The 25,948-nt window shown below is 69.7% G+C and carries 2 protein-coding genes; both read left to right on the plus strand.

All coding sequences use genetic code 11. The annotated features are described in order from the left end of the window. The first annotated feature begins 651 nt into the window (after positions 1 to 651). A complete protein-coding gene (locus ACIA5H_RS09035; protein WP_397074990.1) occupies positions 652 to 25,119 on the plus strand; it encodes a non-ribosomal peptide synthase/polyketide synthase in 24,468 nt (8,155 codons plus the stop codon). Further along, the gene (locus tag ACIA5H_RS09040; protein ID WP_355075341.1) at positions 25,113 to 25,907 is read left to right on the plus strand and encodes an FkbM family methyltransferase; all 795 of its coding nucleotides are present in this window, start codon (positions 25,113 to 25,115) and stop codon (positions 25,905 to 25,907) included. The genes ACIA5H_RS09035 and ACIA5H_RS09040 overlap by 7 nt, the downstream gene beginning before the upstream one ends. Positions 25,908 to 25,948 lie beyond the last annotated feature (41 nt).

Genomic DNA, 25,948 nt, shown 5'->3' on the forward strand with positions numbered 1-25,948 from the left:
TGTGGTTGCCAGTTTATTGCTATAACTGTCGACCGGTAATTCATTGTCGATCGAAGGTGTGGGCGGGGAGGTCCTGCGGCCCCTCGCTCGGCCGTCTGGCCGGTCGCGGACGTACCGGCTTGATTCCGCCCCTGACCCGGCATGTACGATGCCCGATCGCAGGTGTCTCTCCTCGGTTACTTGCCTCGGAACCAGGATCTTCTCCGGGGATGCGCGATCGGAGTAGCGGCGCCGTGCGAGATGTGCCACGGGTCCGCGGCGCTGGAATCGGGATCCGAAACACCGGCTTCCGTGCGGGGCCGAGAGGTTTGTTACGACTAGACTCAGCCAGGCTGCTGTCAGATAGCTTGTCCCACCAGAGTGTCGATGCTCCACCGCAGATTCAAAAGTTCTGTTTTCAGATTTTGAGACGACTGGAAATGCCGACAAACAGGAGGTGTGGGAGCCGCCGTAGCGGCCACAATGGTGTCCGATTCGGATGCCGGGAACCGGCTGATCGAGCTACACGCGAAACCTGAACGGCGCGGCGAACAGCAGGGGTACGCCGCTTCTCAGCAGACCAAGTGCATATATAAGCCAGATTTCGGACGCGGTGAGCTGCGTGGTTCCGCCATGCCTTCGCGCGTCCGGGTAGGAATAAGGGGTCATGCGATGCATCTGAAGTCAGACGGAACCGCCGATGGCGAACCGGGATTGATTCCGCTCTCGAGCGCGCAGTACGGCATGTGGCTCGCGGATCATGTGCCCGGTGGACCGGCTGTCAACATCGCACACTACGTCGAGATCGATGGCCCGGTGGACCACGACGCGTTCACCCGCGCGGTGAACGACGGCGGGCACGAAACCGAGTCCCTCGTGGTGCGGGTGATCGAATCTGACGGACGCCCTTATCAATTCGTGGACCGCGGCATCATCTACGACGAGCCGGTGCTGGATTTCAGCGATGCGGAGGATCCGATCGCGGCGGCGATGGAGTGGATGCGCCGCGACTACAACACGAAGGCGGTCGATCTCAGTCGCGACCGGCTCACCCGGACCAGGCTGATCCGGGTCGGCGAGGACCACTACTTCTGGTACGGCCGCGCGCATCATCTGGTGGTCGACGGGTACGGCGCCTTCAACAGTCTCACCCGAATGGCCGAGCACTACAACGCGCAGCTGGAAGGCAGGCCACCGACGCGGCTGGACGCGGCGAGTCTGCACGACATCGTCGAAGCGGAGCGCGTCTATCGCGCCGGCTCGCGGTACCAGGCGGACAAAAAATATTGGCTGGACAAGGTTTCCGATCTGCCGACACCGGTGAGCCTGTCCGGCCGAACGGCACGTTCCGGCAAGGTGGACCGCGTCGCAGGCCTGCAGCTCCCGGCGCACCTGTCCGACCGGCTCGACCGCTTCGCCGATGAGGTGAACGCATCCGCCGCGCAGGTGGTGATCGCGGCGTTCGCGGCGTTTCTCGCCCGGATGACCGGCACCGAGGATGTCGCGCTGTCGCTTCCGGTGACCGCCCGGGTGACCAAGCGCCTGCGCAACTCCGCCGCGATGTTGGCCAACATGGTGCCGATTCGTTTCGCCGTGCGCCATTCGACCACCGTGGAGGAGCTGGTCGGCGCCTCGGTGTCGGAGCTCGTCTCGGCCATGCGCCACCAGCTGTACCGGTTCGAGGATCTGCGCCGCGACTCGGCCGCGATCGATTCGTCGGCGAACTCGTTCGGCCCGATCGTGAACATCTTGTTCTTCGACTCGGAGATTCGCCTCGGCTCGGCCGTCGGCCGCTACCGCGCGCTGACCTCGGGCGCGCTCGACGATCTGCAGCTCAACCTGTACCGCTCGGGCGCGGACGCGCCGCTGCTCATCGAATTGCACGGCAATCCGAACCTCTACGGGCAGGACGAACTCGAGTCGCACGCCGACCGGTTCCTGGATTTCCTGCAGCGGATGATGGACTCGTCCCTGGACACCCGCATCGGTGACATCCAGCTGGTCGGCCCCGCCGAGGAATTGCGCATCGTCGAGGAACTCGCCGGTCGCGACGGTGAATCCCCTTCGGCCACACTGGTGGATCTGCTGACCCGGCAAGCGGCGGCGACTCCGTCCGCGGTGGCCGTGACGTCCGAGGCGACCAGTCTCACCTACCGCGAGCTCGACGAACGATCCACCCGGTTCGCCCGCGGGCTCATCGCACTCGGCGCGGGACCGGAAGCACTGGTGGCCATCGCGATGCCGCGCGACGCCGACCTGATCGTCGCCGTGCTCGGCGTGCTGAAATCGGGCGCGGGGTACCTTCCGCTGGACACCGCCCATCCGGCCGAGCGGCTCGAATACGTACTGGACGACGCGAACCCGATCGCCGTGGTGACCACGCGGGGCATGCGCGAGCACGTGCCGGGCGATCCCGGCCGCGTCGTGCTGTTCGACGACGTTCTCGCCGCGGAGCAGGCCGCCGACCCGATCACCGATGCCGATCGGACCGGCCCGTTGCGTCCCGATCACCTCGCCTATGTCATCTACACGTCCGGGTCGACCGGCCGGCCGAAGGGCGTATCGATCACGCACCGTGCCGTGTCCACCTACCTGGTGAACTCGTGCGCGGAGATCGGGATTCGATCCGACGACGTCTGGACGCTGTTCCACTCCTTCGCCTTCGACTACTCGGTCTGGGAGATCTTCGGAGCGCTGGTCACCGGCGGCCGGATCGTGGTCGTGGACAGCCTCACCACCCGTTCGCCGGACGACGTGGTGCGCCTGGCGGCGCGGGAGAAGGTCACCGTCTTCAGCCAGACGCCGTCGGCGTTCTATCAGTTCGCGGCCGCGCGCCAGCGGTACGCGCACGCGGGAGAGCCGGAAGGCGAACTGTCGCTGCGGCTGGTCGTCTTGTCCGGCGAAGCTCTCGATCCCGCCGGGCTGGCCGACTGGTACGAGCACAACCCGGACCTGCCGGTGCTGGCCAACAGTTACGGCATCACCGAGACCACCGTCTTCGTCACCTACATCGCCCTCACGCCGGACGTCGCCGTCCCGGGCGCGCCGAGTACGGTCGGCCCGGCATTGCCGGGCCTGCGAACCTATGTCCTGGACGAGCGGTTGCGTCCGTGCCCGCTCGGCGCGTGGGGCGAGATCTACGTCGCGGGAACGCAGCTGGCTCGCGGCTATCTCAACCGACCGGCGTTGAGCGCGGGACGTTTCGTCGCCGACCCCTTCGGCGGTGCGGGCAGGCGTCTCTACCGCAGCGGCGACGTGGCGCGCTGGAATCACCGGGGCGAACTGGAGTATCGCGGCCGCGCCGACCAGCAGGTGCAGTTGCGCGGGTTCCGGATCGAGCTGGACGAGATCCGCAACGCCCTGCTGGCCCACGACAGCGTCGCCGCGGCGGTCGTCGTGGTGCATCTGCCCGGCACGGAGGCGGCACGGCTGGTGGGATACGTCGTACCCGCCGTCGGCGCCACCTGCGAGCCGGACGATTTGCGCACCCACGTCGGCGGGATGCTGCCGGAGTACATGGTGCCGTCGAGCGTCGTCGTGATCGACGCGGTGCCGCTGACCGTGAACGGCAAAGTGGATCACCGGGCACTGCCCGAGCCGGTGTTCGATTCGGCCGCGGCCTACGTCGCTCCCCGCACGGTCGTCGAGGAGTCGATCGCGGACGTCTTCGCCGAGGTGCTCGGCACCGACCGGGTGGGCGTGTTCGACAGCTTCTTCGACCTCGGCGGCAACTCGATCACCGCGACCAGCGCGGCGGTGCGCATCGCGGAAGCGACCCGGTGCGATGTGTCGGTGCGCGACCTGTTCGTCAAACAGACCATCGCGGAACTCGCCGCGCACATCGAGGACGGACACCGTTCCGGCAGGCCCGCGCTGCGGGCGGCGGGCAGACCCGATCCCATTCCGCTCGCGCCGGCGCAGAACAGGATGTGGCTGGTCAACCAGACCGACCCGACCTCGGCCGCCTACAACATCCCCCTGATCGTCCAGCTCACCGGACGTCTCGACGTGGCGGCGCTGCGTGCCGCGCTGACCGACGTGATCGATCGGCACGAATCGCTGCGCACCGTCTACCCCGCGGTGAACGGCGAAGGGACACAAGTGATTCTGCCTGCCGACGAGGTTGTCGCTGGGCTCGACCTGACGCCGCGGCCGACCGACCCGGACGAGATCGAGGGCCGAATCCGCGACCTGGCTTCGGTCGGGACCGATCTGCGCGAACGCGCTCCGATCCGGGCGGCGCTGCTCGCGACCGCCGACCGCACGCGGCATGTCCTGGCCGTGGTCCTGCACCACATCTGCTGCGACGGATCGTCGCTGCGGCCCCTCGCGGCGGATGTCGCCGTCGCCTACGAGGCGAGGGCGCAGAAGAAGATCCCGGACTGGGAACCGCTGAGCGTCCAGTACGCCGACTACAGCGTCTGGCATCGCAGCCTGCTCGGCGACCCGGACGACCCGGATTCCCGGGCGGCCCGCCAATTGCGGTACTGGTCGCAGCGTTTGGCGGGGATGCCGCCGGTCTTGGAGCTGCCGGCCGACCGGCCGCGTCCGGCCCGCCGGACCATGCGCGGCGACGTCGCGGACACGGTGATCCCCGCGGAGACCTTCGCCGGAATCGAGCGGCTGGCGCGCGCGGCCAACGTCACGACGTTCATGGTCGTCCACGCCGCCCTGGCCGTGCTGCTGGCGCGGATGTCGGGCTCGGCGGACATCACCATCGGCACGCCGGTCGCCGGTCGCGGCGAACGCGCGCTCGAGCCGCTCATCGGCATGTTCGTCAACACCGTGCCATTGCGTACCGAGGTGTCCGCCGAGGAGTCGTTCACCGAGTTCCTCGCACGCGTCAAGGGCATCGACGTCGACGCCTTCGCCAACAGCGACCTGCCCTACGAACGTGTCGTGGACGAACTGCATCCGAAGCGGTCCCCGGCGTACGCGCCGCTGTGCCAGGTGTATCTCGCGTTCGAGAACATGGACCGGGCGAACTTGGAGCTGTCCGAGCTCACCGTCGAGCTGCTGGACCCCGGCGCCGAACCGGCGAAGGTGGACATCATCGTCACCGTCGCCGAGAACACCGCCGCGGGCGGCGATGTCGCGCTGCGCGTCAACTACGCGACAGACCTGTTCGATCGGGAGACCGTCGAAGAGCTCGCCGAACGACTGAATCGGGTGCTCGACGCGTTCGTGGCGAATCCACGGGCCCGAGTCGGCGACGTGGATTTGTTGTCGGGAGTCGAGCGTCTGGGATTGGTCCCTGCCTCCGGTGGTCGTGCCGAGCCGCCCCGGGTGCTGGCGGATGTGTTGCTGGTGGGTGAACGCACCGCGCCTGCCGTGGTGGCGGGGGATCGCGTGCTCTCCTACGGGGAGTTGGACGACTGGTCGAATCGTCTCGCGCGGGTGCTGATCGACTGGGGGGTGGGGCCGGGGGATCAGGTCGCGCTGGCCATGGGGCGGTCGGTGGAGTTCGTGGTCGGTGTGTGGGCGGTGGCGCGGGCAGGCGCCGCGTTCGTGCCGGTCGATCCGCGCTATCCGAGCGAGCGGGTCGCGCACCTGGTCGCGGACGCGAATATCGAGGTCGGGCTCACCGTCGAGGCGTCGTGCGGCATGCTTCCCGGTCACGTGCGGCAGTTGGTTCTCGACCATCCTGGCACCGAGGCGTTCCTCGCGGCGCAGTCCCCGGCCGTGGTGACCGACGCGGAACGGGTGCGGGCCTGCCGTGTGGCCGACGCGGCCTACGTGGTGTACACCTCGGGCTCGACCGGCAGGCCGAAAGGCGTGGCGGTCACCCACGAGGGCTTGGCGAACTTCGCGATCGAGCAGCGCGAGCGGTATCGGGTGGATCGCAGGTCACGCGTGTTGCAGGTGGCGGCGCCCGGCTTCGACGCAGTGATGCTCGAGTTGCTCATGGCGCACGCCAACGGCGCGGTGCTGGTCGTCTCGCCGCCGGAGGTGTTCGCCGGGGCGCAGCTGGCGGAATTGATTCGCGCACAAGAGGTCTCGCACGCGTTCGTGACGCCCAGCGTGCTGGCGACGATGTCGCCCGCCGGACTCGATTCGCTGCGGGTGCTGGTGGCGGGCGGAGAAGCGGTATCGGCCGAGACGGTTTCGGTATGGGCGCCGGGGCGTCGGCTGCACAACGGGTACGGGCCGACCGAGACCACGATCATGGTGGCGATCAGCGATCCGCTGTGCGTCGGCGACCCGGTGACCATCGGCGGCCCGATCCGCGGCGTCGACGCGGTGGTTCTCGACGACCGGTTGCGGCCCGTCCCGGTCGGGGTGGCCGGACAGCTGTACGTCTCGGGCGTGCAGCTGTCGCGCGGGTACCTCAATCGTCCCGCCTCGACTGCCGCCACGTTCGTCGCCAACCCGTACGGTCCCGCGGGCACCCGCATGTACGGCACCGGTGACCTGGCGCGCTGGACCGCCGACCACACCTTGGAGTATCTGGGGCGCACCGACTTCCAGGTCAAGATCCGCGGACAGCGCATCGAACCGGGCGAGATCGAAGCCGTCCTCGCCGGGCACCCCACCGTCGCGGCAGCCGTCGTGGTGGGCGTGCACGCCGAGACCGGGTCACGCCTGGCGGCGTACGTGGTGCCCGCCGACGGCGTGGTCGATACCGCGGAACTGACCAGGTATGCGGCGCAACGCCTGCCGTCGCACATGGTGCCGGACACGGTCATGGTGCTCGACACGCTCCCACTGTCGGCGGTGGGCAAAGTCGATCGCGCCGCCCTGCCGGAACCGGAATTCGCCCCCGCCGTGGAGTTCGTCGCGCCGCGCAACGCCACGGAGCAGATCGTGGCCGACATCTGCGCGGGCGTGCTGGGCGTCGAACGCGTCGGCGTGCTCGACGGTTTCTTCGATCTCGGCGGCAACTCGCTGTCGGCCACCCGCGCGGCCGCGCAGCTCAGCGGTGCGTTCGGCGTCGAGGTGCCGCTGCGCGCGATCTTCGAGACGCCGACCATCGGGGCGCTGGCGGAGCGCCTGCGCAGTGCCGACGCGGCGACCAGGGCGCCGCTGGTGCCGCAGGAGCGCCCGGACCGGATCCCGCTCTCACCCGCCCAGGCCAGGATGTGGTTTCTCAATCAGTTCGACACGAGCTCACCGGTGTACAACATCCCGCTGGTCGTGCGGATGTCGGGAGACCTCGACGTGGCCGCGATGCACGCGGCGATCGCGGATGTGCTCGAACGGCACGAGGCGCTGCGCACGGTGTACCCGGACAGCGACAGCGGGCCGCATCAGATGATCGTGTCGGTGCCGACGGCGCTGCCGCCGCTGACGCCGGTGGCGGTCACGGCCGGTGCGGTCGAGGCGCGCGTCGCCGCCGAGGTCGCTGTGGGCTTCGACGTCACCACCGAGGTTCCGTTCCGGGTCGCGTTGTTGCGCAGCGCGGCCGACGAGCATGCCTTGGTGCTCGTGGTCCATCACATCAGCTTCGACGGGTCCTCACTCGCGCCGCTGGCCGCGGACCTGATGGCCGCTTACCGTGCCCGGGTCGGGAACGAAGCGCCGCAGTGGGCCCCGTTGCCGGTGCAGTACGCGGATTACGCGTTGTGGCAACGGAAGCTGCTCGGCAGCGAGGACGATCCGCACAGTCCGACCGTCGCCCAGACCCGGTACTGGATCGCGGCTCTCGCCGATCTGCCCGAGGTACTGGATCTGCCCACCGACCGTACGCGGCCCGCGAAGCAGTCGTTCCGGGGCGCGACGGTCTCGGCCACCCTTCCCGCGGATCTGCACCGCGAGGTGATCGCGCTGGCCCGCAGCCACGACGCGACGGTCTTCATGGTGATGCACGCCGCCTACGCGGCGCTGCTGGCGCGGTTGTCCGGTACCGGGGACGTCGCGGTCGGCACACCGATCGCCGGTCGTGGCGAGCCGGGGTTGGACGGCCTGGTCGGGATGTTCGTCAACACGCTGGTGTTGCGGACGTACATCGAACCCGGCGCGTCCTTCGTCCGGATCCTGGACCAGGTCCGGGCCACCGACCTGGCCGCCTTCGAGAACGCCGACATCCCGTTCGAGCGTCTGGTCGAGGTGCTGAATCCGCCGCGCTCGACGGCACACGCGCCGTTGACGCAGGTGGGCTTCTCGTTCCAGAACATCGAGATCCCCACGGTGCGGTTCGAGGGCCTGACGGTCTCGGCGCGGATGGCCGATCCCAGCGTGGCGAAGTACGACCTGCACCTGAATCTGGTCGACGCCTTGGCGGCGGATGGCGAGCCGGGGGACATGGCGGTCGAATTCGGCTACGCGACGGATCTGTTCGACGAGTCGACGGTCGAGTCGATGTTCGACCGCTATCTGCTGTTGCTGCGCGCGATCGTCGGTGACCCCACCCGCGCCATCGGCGACATGGATCTGCTGACCGCCGAAGAGGCGCACCGGATCGCGGCCCGGTCGAGCGGCGTACGGACGCAGGCTCCGTCAGCGACGATCGCGGACCTGTTCGCCGCACAGGTGGCCGCGACGCCGGAACACCCGGCGGTGCTCGACGCCGCCGGTGGTGCCCGGCTCGACTACCGGGAATTCGGCGCACGGGTGAATTCGCTGGCCCGCGCGCTGATCCGGCGCGGCATCGGACCGGAGACCATTGTGGCGGTGGCGATGCGCCGCTCGGTGGACCTGCTGGCCACGCTGTACGCCCTCCACGCGGCGGGCGCGGCCTACTTGCCACTGGACCCGGACCATCCGGCCGACCGGGTGAGTTCCGTCCTCTCCGCCGCGCGTCCCGCCGCGATTCTCACCCGTACGGCCGACCGGGCGAGTCTGCCCGGCGGCGTGCCGGTCTGGACGCTCGGCGAGCTGGAGGCCGAGCGCCTGGACGCGTCGGCGCTGACCGATGCCGATCGGATCCGGCCGCTGCGCCCGGACGATCTGGCCTACGTCATCTACACCTCCGGTTCGACGGGTGTGCCCAAGGGCGTGGCGGTTCCGCACGCCGCGGTGGTGAACCAGCTGCGCTGGATGCGCGATCACTATCGGCTCGGTGGCGACGACGTCATGCTGCTGCGCACCCCGGTGACGTTCGACCTCTCCGTCTGGGAACTGTTCTCCGCGCCGACCTGCGGCGCTGCCTTGGTGGTCGCCGGTCCCGACGCGCACGGCGATCCGCGCGAGATCGCCCGGCTGATGGCCGAGTATCACGTGACCACGGTGGATTTCGTCCCGTCGCTGCTCGCGGCGTTCCTCGAGGTGGCAACTCCGGATCAGTTCCCGGACCTGCGGCGCGTACTGTGCATCGGTGAGGCGTTGTCCGCAGAGATCGCGCGCCGCTTCCGGGATTTCAGCGACGCCCGCATCGACAACCTGTACGGCCCGACGGAAGCGGCGGTCAGTGTCACCGCGCACCGGATCGACGTGGTCGAAGGCGCGACCGTGCCGATCGGCGTGCCCGAGGCGAATGTCACGGTGCACGTGCTGGACTCGCGGCTGCATCCCGTGCCGGTCGGCGTCACCGGCGAGCTGTACCTGGGCGGCGTGCAGCTTGCCCGCGGATACCACGAACGCCCGGACCTGACGGCCGCGACGTTCGTCGCCGATCCCTCCGGCGCCGCGGACGGCGCGCGTCTCTACCGCACCGGTGACCTCGTGCGCTGGGACGGCGACGGCAACCTGCGCTATATCGGCCGCGCCGACACCCAGGTGAAGGTGCGCGGCCTGCGGATCGAACTCGGCGACATCGAAGCGGCGCTGCTCGCGCACGAGCAGGTGCGCGCGGCCGTCGCGCAGGTACGCGGCGACGGCGGTGAGCAGCGGCTGGTGGCCTACGTCGTCGCGGATGGCGCGCTCGACGCCCGGCAGGTCCGGAATTCTCTGCTGGACCGGCTGCCCGCCTATATGGTGCCGTCGTCGGTGACCCGGATCGACTCGATCCCCCTCAATGCCAACGGCAAGGTGGAGTATCGAGCGTTGCCCGAGCCGGACCCGAGCGCCCAGGACACCGAGTTCCGGGCGCCGCGAGGTCTGATCGAACAGGCGATCGCCGCGGTTTTCGCGGAACTGTTCGACCGCCCCGAAATCGGCGCGGACGACGATTTCTTCGAGTTGGGCGGCAACTCGCTGGTCGCGACGCGCGCGCTGAGCCGGATCGGGGACGTCGTGGACGTGACCATTCCGGTGCGCGCGATCTTCGAGGCACCGACCGTGTCGGGGCTGGCCGAGCGCATCACCCAGTTGCGCGCGGTCCCGAGTCTGCCCGCGCCGACGCGGGTCACGCGGCCGGACCGTATCCCGCTGTCGCACGCGCAGACCCGGATGTGGTTCCTCAACCAGTACGACCCCGCCGCGCCCGGATATGTCGTGCCACTGGCGATCCGGCTGGAAGGCGCGCTCGATCCGGCCGCGTTGACGGCCGCTGTCGGCGATGTGCTCGAGCGGCACGAGAGCTTGCGCACCATGTATCCCGCGGTCGACGGCACGCCCACCCAGGTCGTGCTGAACGCCGAAGACGTGCTCGCGACCTGCGATCTCACCCCGCAGGCCGTCGGTGAGCGGGAACTGCCGCACCGGCTGGCCGAATTCTGCGGCACCGGATTCGACGTGGCCGAGGGTGTGCCGCTGCGGGTGGCGCTGTACCAATTGTCCGACGAGGCGTGGACGCTCGCGCTGGCCGCGCACCACATCAGTTGTGACGGCTTCTCGGTGGCCCCGCTGGCGGCCGACCTGGTGACGGCGTACCGGGCGCGCTCCGGCGGTACCGCGCCGGATTGGGCGCCGCTGCCGGTGCAGTTCGCCGACTACGCCTTGTGGCAGCGAGCGGTCCTCGGTTCCGCGGACGACCAGGACTCGCCGGTGGCCCGCGACATCGCCTACTGGCGAACGCAACTCGCGGGCGTACCGGAGCTGCTCGAATTGCCGACCGACCGGCCGAGGCCGATCGAGCAATCCCAGCGCGGGGCGGTGATCCAGGTCGCCATACCCGGTGAACTGCAAGGCCGGGTGGAATCGCTGGCACGGCGCTCCGGTGCCACCACGTTCATGGTGGTGCACGCGGCCCTGGCGGTGTTGCTGTCGAGGCTGTCCGGCAGCGACGACGTCACCGTCGGTGTGCCGCACGCGGGCCGGGGCGACCGGTCGCTGGACCACTTGGTCGGCATGTTCGTCAACACCTTGGTGCTGCGGTCGCGGGTCACGCTCGACCAGACGTTCGCGAGTCTGCTGGACCAGGTGCGGCGCACCGACATCGAGGCGTTCGATCACGCCACCGTGCCGTTCGAGCAACTGGTGGACGCGCTGAACCCGGTGCGATCGACCGCGCATACGCCGTTGTTCCAAGTGCTGCTGGCCTACCAGAACATGACCCGGGCTCGCGTCGAACTGCCGGGACTCACCGTGGAGAACGTGGACCCCTGCGACAGCGCGGCGATCTATGACCTGTTGCTGATGGTCAGCGAAGGCCACGGCACGCACAACGAGCCGACCGGCATGACGTTGCGCCTGACCTACGCCACGGATCTGTTCGACGAGGACACGGTGCGCGGCTTCGCCGACCGGTTCGTCCAGGTCCTCGATACCGCGGCCCGCGATGCCGAGGCCACCGTCGGGGAGATCGGCCTGCTCGACGAGGCGGAGCGGTCCCGAGTGCTGGAGCGGTGGAACGACACCGGTGGCTCGGCCGCACCGGGCCGGACGCTCGTCGACGTCTTCGACGAACAGGTCGCGCGCACCCCGGACGCCACGGCGCTGCGGCTTCCGGACGGAAGTACGTCGACCTACCGGGATTTCGACGCACGCGTCAACCGGCTGGCTCGCTGGCTCATCGGGCGCGGTGCCGGGCCGGAGACGATCGTGGCGGTGGCGGTCCGCCGATCGGCCGAGCTGGTCACGGCACTGTACGCGGTCGTGAAGGCGGGCGCCGCGTTCCTGCCCATCGACCCGGATCACCCGAGCGCGCGGATCGCGCACGTCCTCGGCGCGGCCGATCCTCTGCTGGTGCTCACGACCGCGGACGACGGCCAGGGCCTGCCCGACGGATTCGAGTACGCGCGGATCGACCGGCTGGACGTGACCGGTCTGTCCGGCGCTCGGATCACGGACGCGCAGCGCCGCACACCGCTGCGGCCGAACCATCTGGCTTATGTGCTGTTCACCTCCGGGTCCACCGGGGTGCCCAAGGGCGTGGCGCTGACCCATGCCGCCACCGTGAGCCAGCTGGCGTGGGCCCAGCAGCGGTGGCCGCACGGAACGTCCGACGCGGTGCTGCACAAGACGCCGATCACGTTCGACATCGCCGTGTGGGAGTTGTTCTGGCCGTTGCAGACCGGCGCGCACATCGTCGTGGCCGAACCGGGCGGACATCGCGATCCCGTTCACCTGGCGAAGGTCATCGCACGGCACGAGATCACCACCGTGCACTTCGTCCCGTCGATGCTCGATGTCCTGCTGGAATCGGCCGGGGTCGCGGAACTGCCCTCGATCCGGCGGGTGTTCGTCGCGGGTGAGGCGCTGGCGCAGCGCACGGTCGACGCCGCGGCGCACGTCTTCACGCACGCGGAGCTGGTGAACTGGTACGGGCCCGCGGAGGCGGAGGTGGTCACCGCGCAGCGGTGCGCGCCGGGTGCGTCGGCCGTCGCGGCGGTGCCGATCGGAGCGCCCGCCGGCGGCATGAAGGTCTACGTGCTGGATTCGCGGTTGCGGCCGGTGCCGGTCGGGGTCGTCGGGGAGCTGTACGTCTCGGGTGTCCAATTGGCGCGCGGATACCACGCGCGCGCCGATCTCACCTGCGGCGCCTTCGTCGCCAACCCATTCGGCGTTGCGGGACAGCGGCTGTACCGGACCGGTGACCTGGTCCGGTGGCGCAAGACCGGCGAGCTGGAATACCTGGGGCGCGGCGACTTCCAGGTGAAGGTGCGCGGTCAGCGGGTGGAGCCCGGTGACATCGAAGCCGCGCTGCGCGCCTGCGGGCAGGTAGCGCGTGCCGTGGCCATCGTGACGACGGAGCGCATCGTCGGTTACGTGACGTTGGCGCCGGGCGCGGTCATCGACGGCCGCGCGATCCGCGAAGAGCTGACCCGGACGCTGCCGTCCTACTTGGTTCCGGACGTCGTGCAGGTGCTCGACGCGATGCCGCTCACCGCGAACGGCAAGCTCGACCGGTCGGCGCTGCCGCGGCCGGTGTTCGACGACGGGGCGGACTTCGTCTCGCCGCGCACCGACGGCGAGGTGGTGCTGGCGCGTCTGGTCGCCGAACTCACCGGCGCGGAACGGGTGAGCGTGACCGCGAATCTCTTCGAGATCGGTGTCAACTCGCTGTCGGCCGCTCAGCTCGCGGCGCGGGCACAGGCGGTCGTCGGTGTCGATGTCGGCATCAAGGACGTCTTCGATGCGGCGACCATCGCCGCGCTGGCGGAGCGGATCTCGGCACGGACCAGATCCACCGCTGTTGCGCTGACCGCGCGGCCACGCACCGGCGCGATCCCGTTGGCGACGGCGCAACGGCGGATCTGGTTCCTCAACCAGTTCGACACCTCCTCGGCGGCCTACAACATCTGCTTCGCGGCCCGCCTGACCGGGCCGCTGGACACGGAGGCACTGCGTGCCGCGTTCCTCGACGTGGTGACCAGGCACGAGCCCTTGCGGACGGTGTATCCGCTCGTCGACGGCGAGCCCTGCCAGGTGGTGCGGGAGGTCGCGACGATCGCCGCGGACATGGCTTTCGAACCGGAGCCGGTCGTCGGCGAGACGGAACTCGCCGACCGCATGCGGAACGCGGTCGAGGCGGGATTCGACATCGCGGAATCGGTACCAGTGCGTGCGCGGTTGTATCGCACCGCGACGCGGGAACATGTGCTGGTGGTGGTGGTCCATCACATCGCCGCCGACGGAGCGTCGATGGCTCCGCTCGGCCGCGACGTGTTCGCCGCGTACCGGGCGCGGGCGGGCGGCCATGCGCCCCGGTGGGAGTCGCCGGTGGTCCAGTACGCCGACTACGCGATGTGGCAGCAGGAGCTGCTCGGCTCCGAGGACGATCCGGCGTCGCTGATCGCGCGGCAGATCGATTACTGGACGGACGCTCTTGACGGTTCCCCGGAGCTGCTCGCCCTGCCGACGGACCGGCCACGCCCCGCCACCCTCTCGACCGACGGCGGCAACGTCCGGTTCGAGCTGCCCGCGCGGCTGCACGACGACATCGTGCGGCTGGCCCAGCGCGAGGGTGTCACGGTGTTCGTCGTCCTGCACGCGGCCCTGTCGATCCTGCTGGCGCGCACCGCGCACAGCGACGACATCTCGGTCGGCACGCCGGTCGCCGGTCGCGGCAGGCCGGAACTCGACGATCTGGTCGGCATGTTCGTGAACACCGTGGTGCTGCGGACCCGCATCGACGAAGATCGCTCGTTCCGGGAGCTTCTCGCCGTAGTGCGCGATGTCGACCTCGAAGCGCTCGCCCACGCCGACCTGCCCTACGAGCGGCTCGTCGACGTCATCGGCCGTCCGCGTTCGACGGCGTATTCGCCGCTGTTCCAAGTGATGTTCGGGTTGCAGAACACCGGAGCGGCCCGATTCGAGCTGCCCGGAATCGACGTCGAGATCATGGACCCCGGCATCGCGCAGGCCAAAGCCGACCTCACCGTGCTGGTGACCGAGCGGCGCGAAGGCGATCGGCCCGCCGGAATCGACGGCGAGATCATCTACGCCACCGATCTTTTCGTCCAGTCGACCGCGCATGCTCTGGCGGAGAGGTTCATCCGCGTTCTCGAGGCGGTCACCGCCCATCCCGCGCGGGCGATCGGCCACATCGATCTGTTGAGCGCCGCCGACACCGAACGCTTGGTGCCCGCGCGGGGCGGCGACGACGCGCGGCCTTGCTTGCTGCCGGATCTGCTGGCGACGGCCGTGGCATCGGCTCCGGCGGCGGTGGCCCTGATCGGGGACGGCGAAGCCCTCACGTACGCGGAGCTGGACGTCAGGGCCAACCGGCTCGCTCGTCACCTGCTCGCCCAGGGAGTCGGGCCGGGAGTGTTCGTGGCGCTTGCCGTGCCACGCTCGATCGAGTATCACGTCGCCATGTGGGCGATCGCGAAGACCGGCGCCACGTTCGTCCCGGTCGACCTGCGCTACCCCGCCGAGCGGATCGCGCACATGGTGAGCGATTCCGGCGTCCGCGTCGGGCTCACGCTCGCGACCGCACGCGGGGAGCTGCCGGACGCGATGCTCTGGCTGATGCTCGACGATCCGCGCACGGCGCAGGAGATCACGGCGCGGTCCGGCGCGGCGGTGACCGATGCGGAACGCGGACGTGTGCTGCGGATCGAGGACGCCGCCTACCTGATCTACACGTCCGGTTCGACCGGAACGCCCAAGGGTGTCGTGGTCACCCATGCCGGGTTGGCGAACTTCGCGGCCGAGCAAACCGAACGCTACCGGGTCGACGGCACGTCCCGGGTGCTGCAAGTGGCGGCGCCCGCGTTCGACGCGGTGCTGCTCGAAGCGCTGATGGCGCATGCGGCGTGCGCGGCGTTGGTCGTGTCGCCACCGGAGGTGTTCGGCGGGCCGGATCTGGCCGCGCTGATCCGGACGCATCGGGTGTCGCACGCGTTCCTGACGCCGAGCGTGCTGGCGACCATGGCGCCCGCGGGTCTCGAGTCGGTGCGGATGCTCGCGGTCGGCGGCGAGATGGTGCCCGCGGAGCTGATCGCCACCTGGGCGCCGGGTCGCCGGTTGCACAACATCTACGGCCCGACCGAGACGACGATCGTGATCACGATGAGCGATCCGGTGCGGCCGGGCGATCCGATCGCGATCGGCGGCCCGATTCGCGGCGCGGAGGCCTTGGTGCTGGACGCGCGCTTGCGCCCGGTGCCGGTCGGAGTCGCGGGGGAGCTGTACCTGTCGGGTGCGCAGCTGGCGCGCGGCTACCTCAACCGGCGTTCGGTCACGGCCGGTGCGTTCGTCGCGAATCCGTACGGTAGGCCGGGCGGGCGGATGTACCGCACCGGGGACATCGTCCGCTGGACGACGCGGCGCACGCTCGAATACGTCGGCCGCAGCGACTTCCAGATCAAGATCCGTGGCCAGCGCATCGAACTCGGTGAGATCGACGCGGCGCTGCTCACGCATCCGGCGGTGGCCGCCGCGGTGACCGTCAGCCGCACGGGGCCGGGCGGGCACCCGGTGCTGGCCGCGTACATCGTGACCGAGGCCGCGACGGTCGCCGACCCGGAGACCGTGCTCGAACATGTCGCGTCGGTATTGCCCGCGCACATGGTGCCGTCGGTGCTCACCGTGCTCGATCGCATGCCGATCACCTCGACCGGCAAGGTGGATCGGAAAGCGTTGCCGGAGCCGGTCTTCCGCGCCGACGGAGATGACGCGGAGGCGGCGTCCACGGATCTGGAACGCACCGTCGCGGCCGCGTTCGCGGATGTTCTCGGCGTCGCGTCGGTCGGTGTCTCCACCTCGTTCTTCGCCCTCGGCGGCGATTCGATCCTGTCGATCCAGCTGGCTTCCCGGTTGAAGTCGGCAGGTGTCATGGTGACGGCGCGGGACATCTTCGAGCAGAAGACCGTCCGTGGCCTGGCGCGGGTCGCCGCGGCCGCCGAACGTACTTCGCTCGCGGAGTTGCCTGGTGGCGGCGTGGGCGAGATCCCGTTCACCCCGGTGGTTTCCTGGTTCACCGAGCGTCTCGGCGCCGCTCCCCGGTTCGCTCAGTCGATGCTGGTGCGCTTGCCGCGCGACGCGCGAGTCGAGGACGTGACCGCGACGGTGCGGGCGGTGCTGCGACAGCACGACATGCTGCGCGCGCGGCTGCGCGAACAGTGCTTGGAGGTGCCGCGGCCCGAGGCCGCGGATGCCGCGGACGTGGTGCTGACCCGCACCTTCCGCGCGCACGAGACCCCGGGCAGTGACGGTTTCACCGCGGTGGTGGAAGCGGCGCTGGCCGAGGCGTCGGACCGCCTCGACCCGGCGGCGGGCCGGATGGCGCAGGTCGTGTGCCTGCTGCCCGAACCGGGCCTCGACGCCGAGGCGCGGGCGCTCGTGGTCGTCCATCACCTCGTGGTCGACGGTGTGTCCTGGCGAATCCTGATTCCCGACTTCGCGACAGCCTGGCAGCAGGTCACGCGGGGACGAACGGTGGAATTGCCCGCGCAAGGGACATCCATGCGCCGATGGGCGCACGCGCTGGCCGATGCCGCCGCGGCCCGTGCCGGGGAGTTCGACCTGTGGCATCGGATGGGTGCGGCGCCGGATCCGCTGCTCGGCAGCGGGGTGCTCGATCCCGCCGTCGACACCCAGTCGACCGTGCGGCATCTGACGGTGTCGCTCCCGGTGGACGTCACTTCGGCATTGCTCGACGCGGTGCCGAAGGCCGCGCACGGCAGCGTCGACGACGCGTTGCTGGCCGGCCTGGCCGTGGCGGCGACGCGCTGGCGCCACCGGCGCGGTATCGCGCACGCGGGTGTGAAAGTCCTCTTGGAGGGGCACGGCCGCGCGGAACAGATCGCCGAGGGAGCGGATGTCTCCCGCACGGTGGGCTGGTTCACCAACACCTACCCCGTGGCGCTCGACCTGAGCGGGGTGAATGCGGATGATCCGCGTGCCGCGGTGAAATCCGTGAAAGACCAGTTGCGCGTGATCCCGGACAAGGGGATCGGCTACGGCCTGTTGCGTTACCTCCACGCCGACACCCGCGACCGGCTCGCGGCGCTGCCGGAGCCGCAGATCGGTTTCAACAATCTCGGCCGCGTCGGCGTCGACCTCACGACGCTGTCGGACCTCGCGTGGATTCCGACCGACGAGCCGTTCGACCGGTGGTCGGCCTTCGATCCCGACATGCCCGTGGCGGCGGCCGTCACGATCGACGTGAACATCGTGGACACCGAAGCGGGACCGCGCCTGTCGGCGCGGATCGGCTACGCGTCCCGGCTGTTCGAGCGCGACGACGTGGCCGAACTCGCCGACGAATGGACCGGCGCGGTGACCGGGATCGCGACCGCGGCCCTCACGAACGAGGACTGGGGCTTCTCACCCGCCGACGTTCCACTCGTCGAGGTCACACAATCCGACCTGGACGGGTTCGCCGACCGCTACGGAGCGCTCGGCGATGTCTGGTCGCTGGCGCCGCTGCAGGCGGGACTGCTGTTCCATGCCGAACTCGCCGCGGGTGATCTCGACGTCTACACCGCGCAATCGACGCTCGCCCTCGCCGGTGTGATCGATGCGGATCGGCTGGAGCGCTCCGCCGCGGCCTTGCTGGAGCGTCATCCGAATCTGCGAGCCGCCTTCGTGCGCACGGCCGATGGCACTCCGGCGCAGGTGATTCCGGCGGCCGCCGCCGTGCGCTGGCGGCGGGTCGATCTGCGCGACGGCACGACGACCCCCGAGGAGCTGATCGCGGCCGAGCGGGCGGTCCCGTTCGATCCCGCCGATCCTCCGCTGCTGCGGTTCCTGCTGATCGCCGTGGCGCCACAGGACTTCCGGCTGGTGCTGACGGCGCACCACCTGCTGTTGGACGGCTGGTCGTTGCCGTTGCTGTGGCGCGAGTTGATCGGCCTCTACGCGGTGAGTGCGCGGGCCGAGCTGCTGCCCGCCGCGGCGTCGTACCGCGGCTACCTGGAATGGCTGGATCGGCGCGAGCCGTCGACCGGCATCGAGGTGTGGCGGGAGGTCCTGCGCGATTTCACCGAACCGACGGTGATCGCCGACGCGCGCACGCACACGACGGTCGGCATCCCGGTCGACCTGGCGGTGGTGCTGGATCGTGCCGTCACCGCGGAACTGGTGGAATTCGCTCGGGCACGGGCGGTGACCATGTCGACGATCGTGCAGTTCGCCTGGGCGGTGGTCCTGGGGAACCTGCTCGGCACCGAGCGTGTGGTGTTCGGCAGCACGGTGTCGGGACGTCCCGCCGACCTGCCCGGCGTGGAATCGATGATCGGCTTGTTCATCAACACGATTCCAGTGGCCGTGCACCTCCCGCGAACCTGGACGGTCGAGGACGCGCTGCGGCGGTTGCAGGCCGACAACACCCGCCTGCTCGATCACCACGACGTCGAACTGTCCCGGATCCTGGCGGACACGGGCGCTGCCCAGCTGTTCGACACGCTGGTCGTCTTCGAGTCGTATCCGGTCGACAGCAGCGGCCTGGGCGACGCGGACATCGACGGCATGCGGGTGGTCGCGGCCGACGGAAGCGACGCAGCGCACTATCCGATCACGGTGCAGGCGCACCAGACCGATCAGCTGCACGTCATGATCCGCTACCAGCGGGCCCGCGTGGACGACTCGACGGCCGCCGGTCTGGCCGCCCGGCTGGAGACCGTGCTGCGCGCCATCACGACCGATCCGGGCGCGCTGCTGGGCGCGGTCGACCTGCTGACCGCGGCCGAGCGCCGTGACCTGGTACCCGCCACCGGCGGACCCGCCGCAGCGCCCCGGGTCCTCGCTGAGCTGTTGGCCGCCGGTGTCGCGGTGGATCCCGAAGCAGCAGCGATCGTTTCGGACGGGCACACGATGTCGTACGCCGAGTTGGACGCCTGGTCGAACCGTGTCGCGCGCGAGCTGATCGACTGGGGTGTCGGCCCCGGCGACCAGGTGGCGTTGGCGATGGCCCGATCGGTGGAACTCGTGGTCGGCATGTGGGCGGTCACCAAGACCGGCGCCGCGTTCCTGCCCGTGGATCCGCGCAACCCCGCCGAACGCGTCGGGCACATGGTCGCAGACTCGCAGGTGCGGGTCGCGGTCACGGTCGAGGCGTGGCGAGAGCTGGTTTCCGGCCCCGTCCGGCGGCTGGTACTCGACGATCCGGAAACCCGCAAAGCGATCGAGGCGCGGTCCTCGGACGCGGTGACCGACACGGATCGAACACGGACGCCGCATGTTCGCGACACCGCGTACGTGCTGTACACCTCGGGCTCGACCGGGACGCCTAAGGGCGTCGCGGTCACCCACGAGGGGCTGGCCAATTTCGCGGCCGTGGAACGTGACCGTTTCGGCGCGGACAGCCGGTCGCGAGTACTGCACGCGTCCGCTCCCGGTTTCGACGTCGTGGTCCTCGAGTTGCTGCTGGCCCACACCAACGGCGCGGTACTCGTGGTCGCGCCGCCGGAAGTGTTCGGCGGCCCCGAACTGGCGGAATTCATTCGGCAGCAGCACGTCTCGCACTGCTTCCTGACGCCGAGCGTGCTGTCGACGATGCCACCGGAGGGGTTGGATCGCCTGCGGGTGCTGATGGCCGGTGGCGAGGCCGTGACGCCGGAGATCGTCACGCAGTGGTCGCCGGGCCGGCGACTGCTGAACGGGTACGGCCCGACCGAAACGACGATCCTGGCCGGAATCGGTGGCCCGCTGCATCCCGGTGCGGCCGTCACGATCGGTGGTCCGATCAGCGGCGTCGAGGCCGTCGTGCTGGACGCCTGGCTGCGGCCGGTGCCGGTGGGCGTGGTCGGCGAGTTGTATCTCGCCGGTGTGCAACTGGCCCGCGGATACGTGAACCGCCCGGTGGCGACGTCGAACGCGTTCGTCGCGAACCCGTTCGGTGCGCCGGGATCCCGCATGTACCGCACCGGCGACCTGGCTCGCTGGACGCCGGAGCACACCGTGGAGTACCTCGGTCGTCGCGACTTCCAAGTCAAGATTCGCGGTCAACGGATCGAGCTCGGTGAGATCGAGGCCGTGCTGGCCGCGCAACCCGGCGTGGAACACGCGGTCGTCGTGCTGCGCGAAGACGAGCGCGGCGTCGGCAGACTCGTCGGCTACCTGGTCGGCGCCGAGAACCTGGACCCGGAGGAGATCAGGGCGGCCGCGCGGCTGCGGCTGCCCGCGCACATGGTGCCCGACATCTGCGCGGTGCTCACCGAATTCCCCCTCACCAGAACCGGAAAGCTCGACCGCCTGGCACTGCCCGCGCCGCGGTTCTCGGCGGCACGGGCCTGGACCGCACCGGGTACGGAGACCGAACGGCAAGTCGCGGAAGTCTTCGGAAGCGTCCTCGGCATCGACCGGGTGGGGGCGGGCGACAGCTTCTTCGACCTCGGCGGCAACTCGTTGTCGGCGACGCGGGTGACCGCTCAGTTGGGTACCGCGCTCGGAGTGAGCGTGGGCGTTCGCGACCTGTTCGAAGCGCCCACGGTCGCCGGACTCGCCGCCCGTCTGGACGCCTCCGAGCGCACGGTCCGCGCGCCACTGGTGCCGCGCACCCGCTCCGGGCTGGTGCCGTTGTCGCCGGCGCAACAGCGGATGTGGTTCCTCAACCAGCTCGACACCTCCGTCGGCGCGTACAACATCCCGCTGGTGATCCGGTTGACGGGCGAACTCGACATCGACGCGTTGCGGTGCGCGTGCGAGCTGGTCCTCGATCGGCACGAGTCATTGCGAACCAGATTCCCGATGACCGACGGGACGCCACATCAGGTCGCGGTCCCCGTCGAAGAGGTCACGATCGGGCTGACCGCCGTACCGGTCGAGGCGGATCGGCTGATGGAGCGAGTGCTCGCCACCGTCTCGGCGAGCTTCGATGTCACACAGGCGCCTCCGCTGCGCATGGCGTTGTTCCGGCTCGGAGCCACCGAGCACGTCTTGGTCATCGCCGTGCACCACATCTGTGCCGACGGGCAGTCCATGATGCCGCTCGCGCGAGACGTGGCGGTGGCCTACCAGGCGAGCAGACAAGGGACACAACCGATCTGGCCCGCTCTCGCGGTCCAGTACGCGGACTACACGCTCTGGCAGCGCGATGTACTCGGCGACGAGCGCGACCCGGGCTCGGTCATGTCCCGGCAGTTGCGCTTCTGGAAGGACACCCTCGCCGGGCTGCCCGAACTGCTCGAACTGCCCACCGACCTGCCGCGTCCGCCGGTGGCGTCGATGCGTGGCCGGACCGTGGATTTCGAGATCTCCGCCGCGTTGCGGGAACGAATCGGCGCGCTGGCGCGCGCGGCGAACGCGACTGTCTTCATGGTCGTGCACGCCGCGCTGGCCGTCCTGCTGTCGCGGTCGGCCGGTGTCGGCGATGTCGCGGTGGGTGCTCCGGTGGCCGGACGCGGGGAGCGCGAACTCGATGATCTGATCGGCATGTTCGTCAACACCCTCGTGCTGCGGTCACGGGTGTCGTCGCGTCAGTCGTTCGCCGAGCTGCTCGCGGCGACGCGGGAAACGGATCTGGCGGCGTTCGCCCATGCCGACGTGCCGTTCGAGCAGGTGGTGGAGGCGATCAATCCACCGAGGTCCACGGCCCATCTGCCGCTGTACCAGGTGACGCTCGATGTGCAGAACCTGAGCAAGGCCGCGTTGGAACTGCCGGGCCTCACCGTCGAGCCGGTCGAGAACGGCTTCGAACCGGCGCAGGCCGACCTGAACCTGAATCTTGTCGAAGGCCCCGGCGCCGGTGGGCAGGCGGAGGGCATCCGAGGTCGCCTGACCTACGCCACCGATCTCTTCGTCGAGGAGACGATGACCCGGTTCGCGGCGGCCTTCGTGCGGATCCTGGAGCAGGTGACCGCCGATCCGGAGGTCGCCGTCGGTGACATCGACCTCGTGGGCCCACAGCAGCGTCGCGAGCTGCTCGGCGCGGCCGGTGTCGCCGGGGTCGCCGTGCCGGACACGACCCTCGCGGAACTGTTCACCATCCAGGCCGTCGCGCGACCGGACGCGGTCGCGGTGACCGACGGCGAGTCGCGGCTGACCTACGCGGAGCTGGATCGGCGCTCCGCCGCGGTGGCCGCTCGGCTGGCGGAGCGGGGAGTGGGTCCGGAATCGCTGGTGGCCGTGGCGTTGCCGCGGTCGGCGGACCTGGTCGTCGGCCTGCTCGGCGTCGTGCGCGCGGGTGCGGGATATCTGCCGCTGGATGTGGCGTATCCGCCTGAGCGATTGCGTTTCATGCTCGACGATGCTCGTCCGGCCGCGGTTCTGACCTCGGCGGACCTGTCCGCCGCGGTGCCGGAGTGCACCGCGCCGGTACTGCTCATCGAGGAGTGCGCGAACGACGACGCTGCGGCCTCCGATTCGGTGGTGTCGCCTGCGCGGCCGGGCAACGTCGCCTACGTGATCTACACGTCGGGATCGACGGGCCGCCCGAAGGGCGTGACTGTCGGCCACCGGGAAGCGGTCACCCTGTTCACCAACGCGGCCGAGAGATTCGACCTCGGACCCGACGACGTGTGGACGATGTTCCATTCCTACGCCTTCGATTTCGCGGTGTGGGAGATCTGGGGCGCTCTGCTGTCCGGCGGCAAGGTGGTCGTGGTCGACTACGACACCTCCCGGTCGCCGGAGGCGTTCGTGGACGTCGTGGCGCGGGAGGGCGTGACCGTGTTGAGCCAGACGCCGTCGGCGTTCTACGGATTCGTCGACGCGGAGCGCCGCTATCGGGAATCCGGCTGCCCCGCAGGAGATCTCGCCTTGCGTTATGTCGTCTTCGGTGGCGAGGCGCTGGACGCGTCGCGGTTGGACGACTGGTTCGCCGCGCACGCGCCTGGCATGCCACGGCTGATCAACATGTACGGCATCACCGAGACGACCGTGCACGTCACGTTCTCCGAAGTGACGCGGGCGAGCTCGGGCGGCATCGGTGTGCCGCTGCCCGGGCTGCGGGCGTACGTTCTCGACGACCGGCTGCGTCCGGTGCCGATCGGTGTTGCCGGAGAGATCTATGTGGCTGGTGGGCAGCTTTCCCGGGGATATCTGGGGGCCGCCGCACTGACCGCGGGCCGATTCGTGGCGAATCCCTTCGATCCCGACGGCGCCCGGCTCTATCGATCCGGGGATGTCGGTCGCTGGCGGAAGTCCGCGAGCGGGCTGGAGTTGGCGTACGCGGGCCGGGCCGACGCGCAGGTGCAGTTGCGTGGTTTCCGCATCGAACTCGGCGAGGTGGAGTCGGCGCTGTTGCGCCATCCGCTCGTCACCCAGGCCGCGGTCACGGTGCACCGGCACGATCGCGGTGTCGATCAGCTGATCGGCTACGTCGTCGGCGTCGACGGCGAGCGGATCGATCCGGCGGAGGTCCGCGAGGCCGCCGCCCAGGTGCTGACCGGCTACATGGTGCCCGCGACGATCATGGTGTTGCCCGCCCTGCCGTTGACGGTCAACGGCAAGCTCGACCGAAAAGCACTGCCCGACCCCGAGTTCGACGAGTCGACGATCGCGTTCGTGGCTCCGAGGACCCACACGGAGAAGGTGATCGGCGACGTCTACGCGCAGGTCCTCGGCGTCCAGCGGGTCGGGGCATCGGACGGCTTCTTCGATCTCGGCGGCAACTCGCTGCTGGCCACCATGGTGGTGACCGAGTTGCGCGGCCGCGGCGTGACGATCCAGTTGCCGTGGATGTTCGACGACGCGACGCCGCGAGCCCTGGCGGCACGGGCCGACGGCACGGCGGGCGGTTCGGGGCTGCAAGTATTGCTGCCGCTGCGCGCGCACGGCCCGAAGCCCGCGGTGTTCGCGGTGCACCCCGCGGGCGGACTGGCGTGGTTCTACGGCGGAATGGTCGAACATCTGGACAAGGACCGGCCGGTCTACGGCTTGCAGGATCCCCATGTCGTGGCGGGCGAACCCGGTGCGCGTTCCGTCGACGAACTCGCGGAACGCTATGTCGCCGAGATCCGCCGAGTGCAGCCGAGCGGGCCGTACCACCTGCTGGGGTGGTCGCTGGGCGGTGCGATCGCGCATGCCGTCGCGGTCCGGCTCCAGCGGGAAGGACAGCAGGTCGGCATGCTGGCCATGATGGACAGCGCGGTCGGCGACTCCGAGGCGCTGGCCGCGGCGATGAGCGGCACCGCGGACGAGCCCGCGCCGAGCGAACTGATGGCCGATCTGCTCGGTGGCTGGCGTGAGCTGTTCGACCTCGGCGCCGAGGTGACCGCGCAGACCCACGAGCAGGCCTGGGCGGTGATCCGCGATCAGGTGACCGCCACCGGGATGTTCACCGCCGAACAGGTCGACCGGGTGATGGAGAGCTTCCGGACCGCGAGCGATATCGCCCGGGAGCACCGGCCTGGTGTCTTCGACGGCGATCTGATCTTCTTCACCGCAGGAAAAGACCGCGCGGACCACGACGCCGTCGTGCGGACGTGGCGGCCGTTCATCACCGGCGATCTGCACAACACGGTCGTCGACGCACGACATCTCGAGTTGACCCATCCGCACGCACTGGCCGTCATCGGCCCGATCCTCGAAAGGTTCGCGAACGCATGCTGAAGACTCTCGATCAACTCCAGCAACTCCGGCTCGAGGACGGCAGGACGGTCGCCTGTACCAGTCCGGCCGAGGCGCGGATGTTGTGGGGCGAGATGTCGACCGACGGCTTCTATCGGCTAGCGGCCGCGCTGCTGCGTCCCGGGGACATCGCACTGGACATCGGCGCGAACATCGGGCTGAGCGCGATGATGTTCGCCGAGACCTGCCCCGGCGTCCGGGTGATCGCCGCCGAGCCGGCCCCGGCGACCTTCGACTGTCTGCAGCGCAATATGGCCGCTCATGTGCCGGACGGCGTGCCGTTGCAAGTCGCGGTCGGCGCGGCGCCCGGCAGCGCGCCGTTCACCTGGTACCCACGGGCGTCGGCCAATTCGGGTCTCTACGCCGACCGCGCGGCCGACGACCGGGCCACCGAGATCTACCTGCGCAACAGCGGCCTGAACGATGAGGCGATCGCTCTCATCACCGCCGGGCTGCACGAAGGCGAGCGAATGGAGGTCGAAGTCACCACCGTTTCGGCGATACTCGACGAGCACGGCGGGAACGCGGAGGTCGGCTTGCTCAAGGTCGACGTCGAGCGAGCGGAGCTCGATGTCCTGCGCGGCATAGCCGCCGCGGACTGGCCGCGTATCCGTGCCGTCGTCGCCGAGGTGCACGATCGGGACGACCGCTTGGCCCAGTGCCGCGAATTGTTGAGCGGACACGGTCTGTACGCGCGAACGCGCCAAGACCCGAGCCTGGCCGGAACCGAACTGCACGAGATCTACGCCGTCAGACCGGAGAGCGTCTGACGGTCCCGCGCCGTCTTGCTCCATCTCGGCACGGGTCCAGC

This window comes from Nocardia sp. NPDC051900 (assembly GCF_044452545.1).
Lineage (GTDB): Bacteria > Actinomycetota > Actinomycetes > Mycobacteriales > Mycobacteriaceae > Nocardia > Nocardia sichangensis.

Excerpts from the sequence above, each read along its gene's own strand:
- ACIA5H_RS09035 (WP_397074990.1), top strand. The coding sequence starts at position 652 with ATGCATCTGAAGTCAGACGGAACCGCCGATGGCGAACCGGGATTGATT.
- ACIA5H_RS09040 (WP_355075341.1), top strand. The coding sequence starts at position 25,113 with ATGCTGAAGACTCTCGATCAACTCCAGCAACTCCGGCTCGAGGACGGC.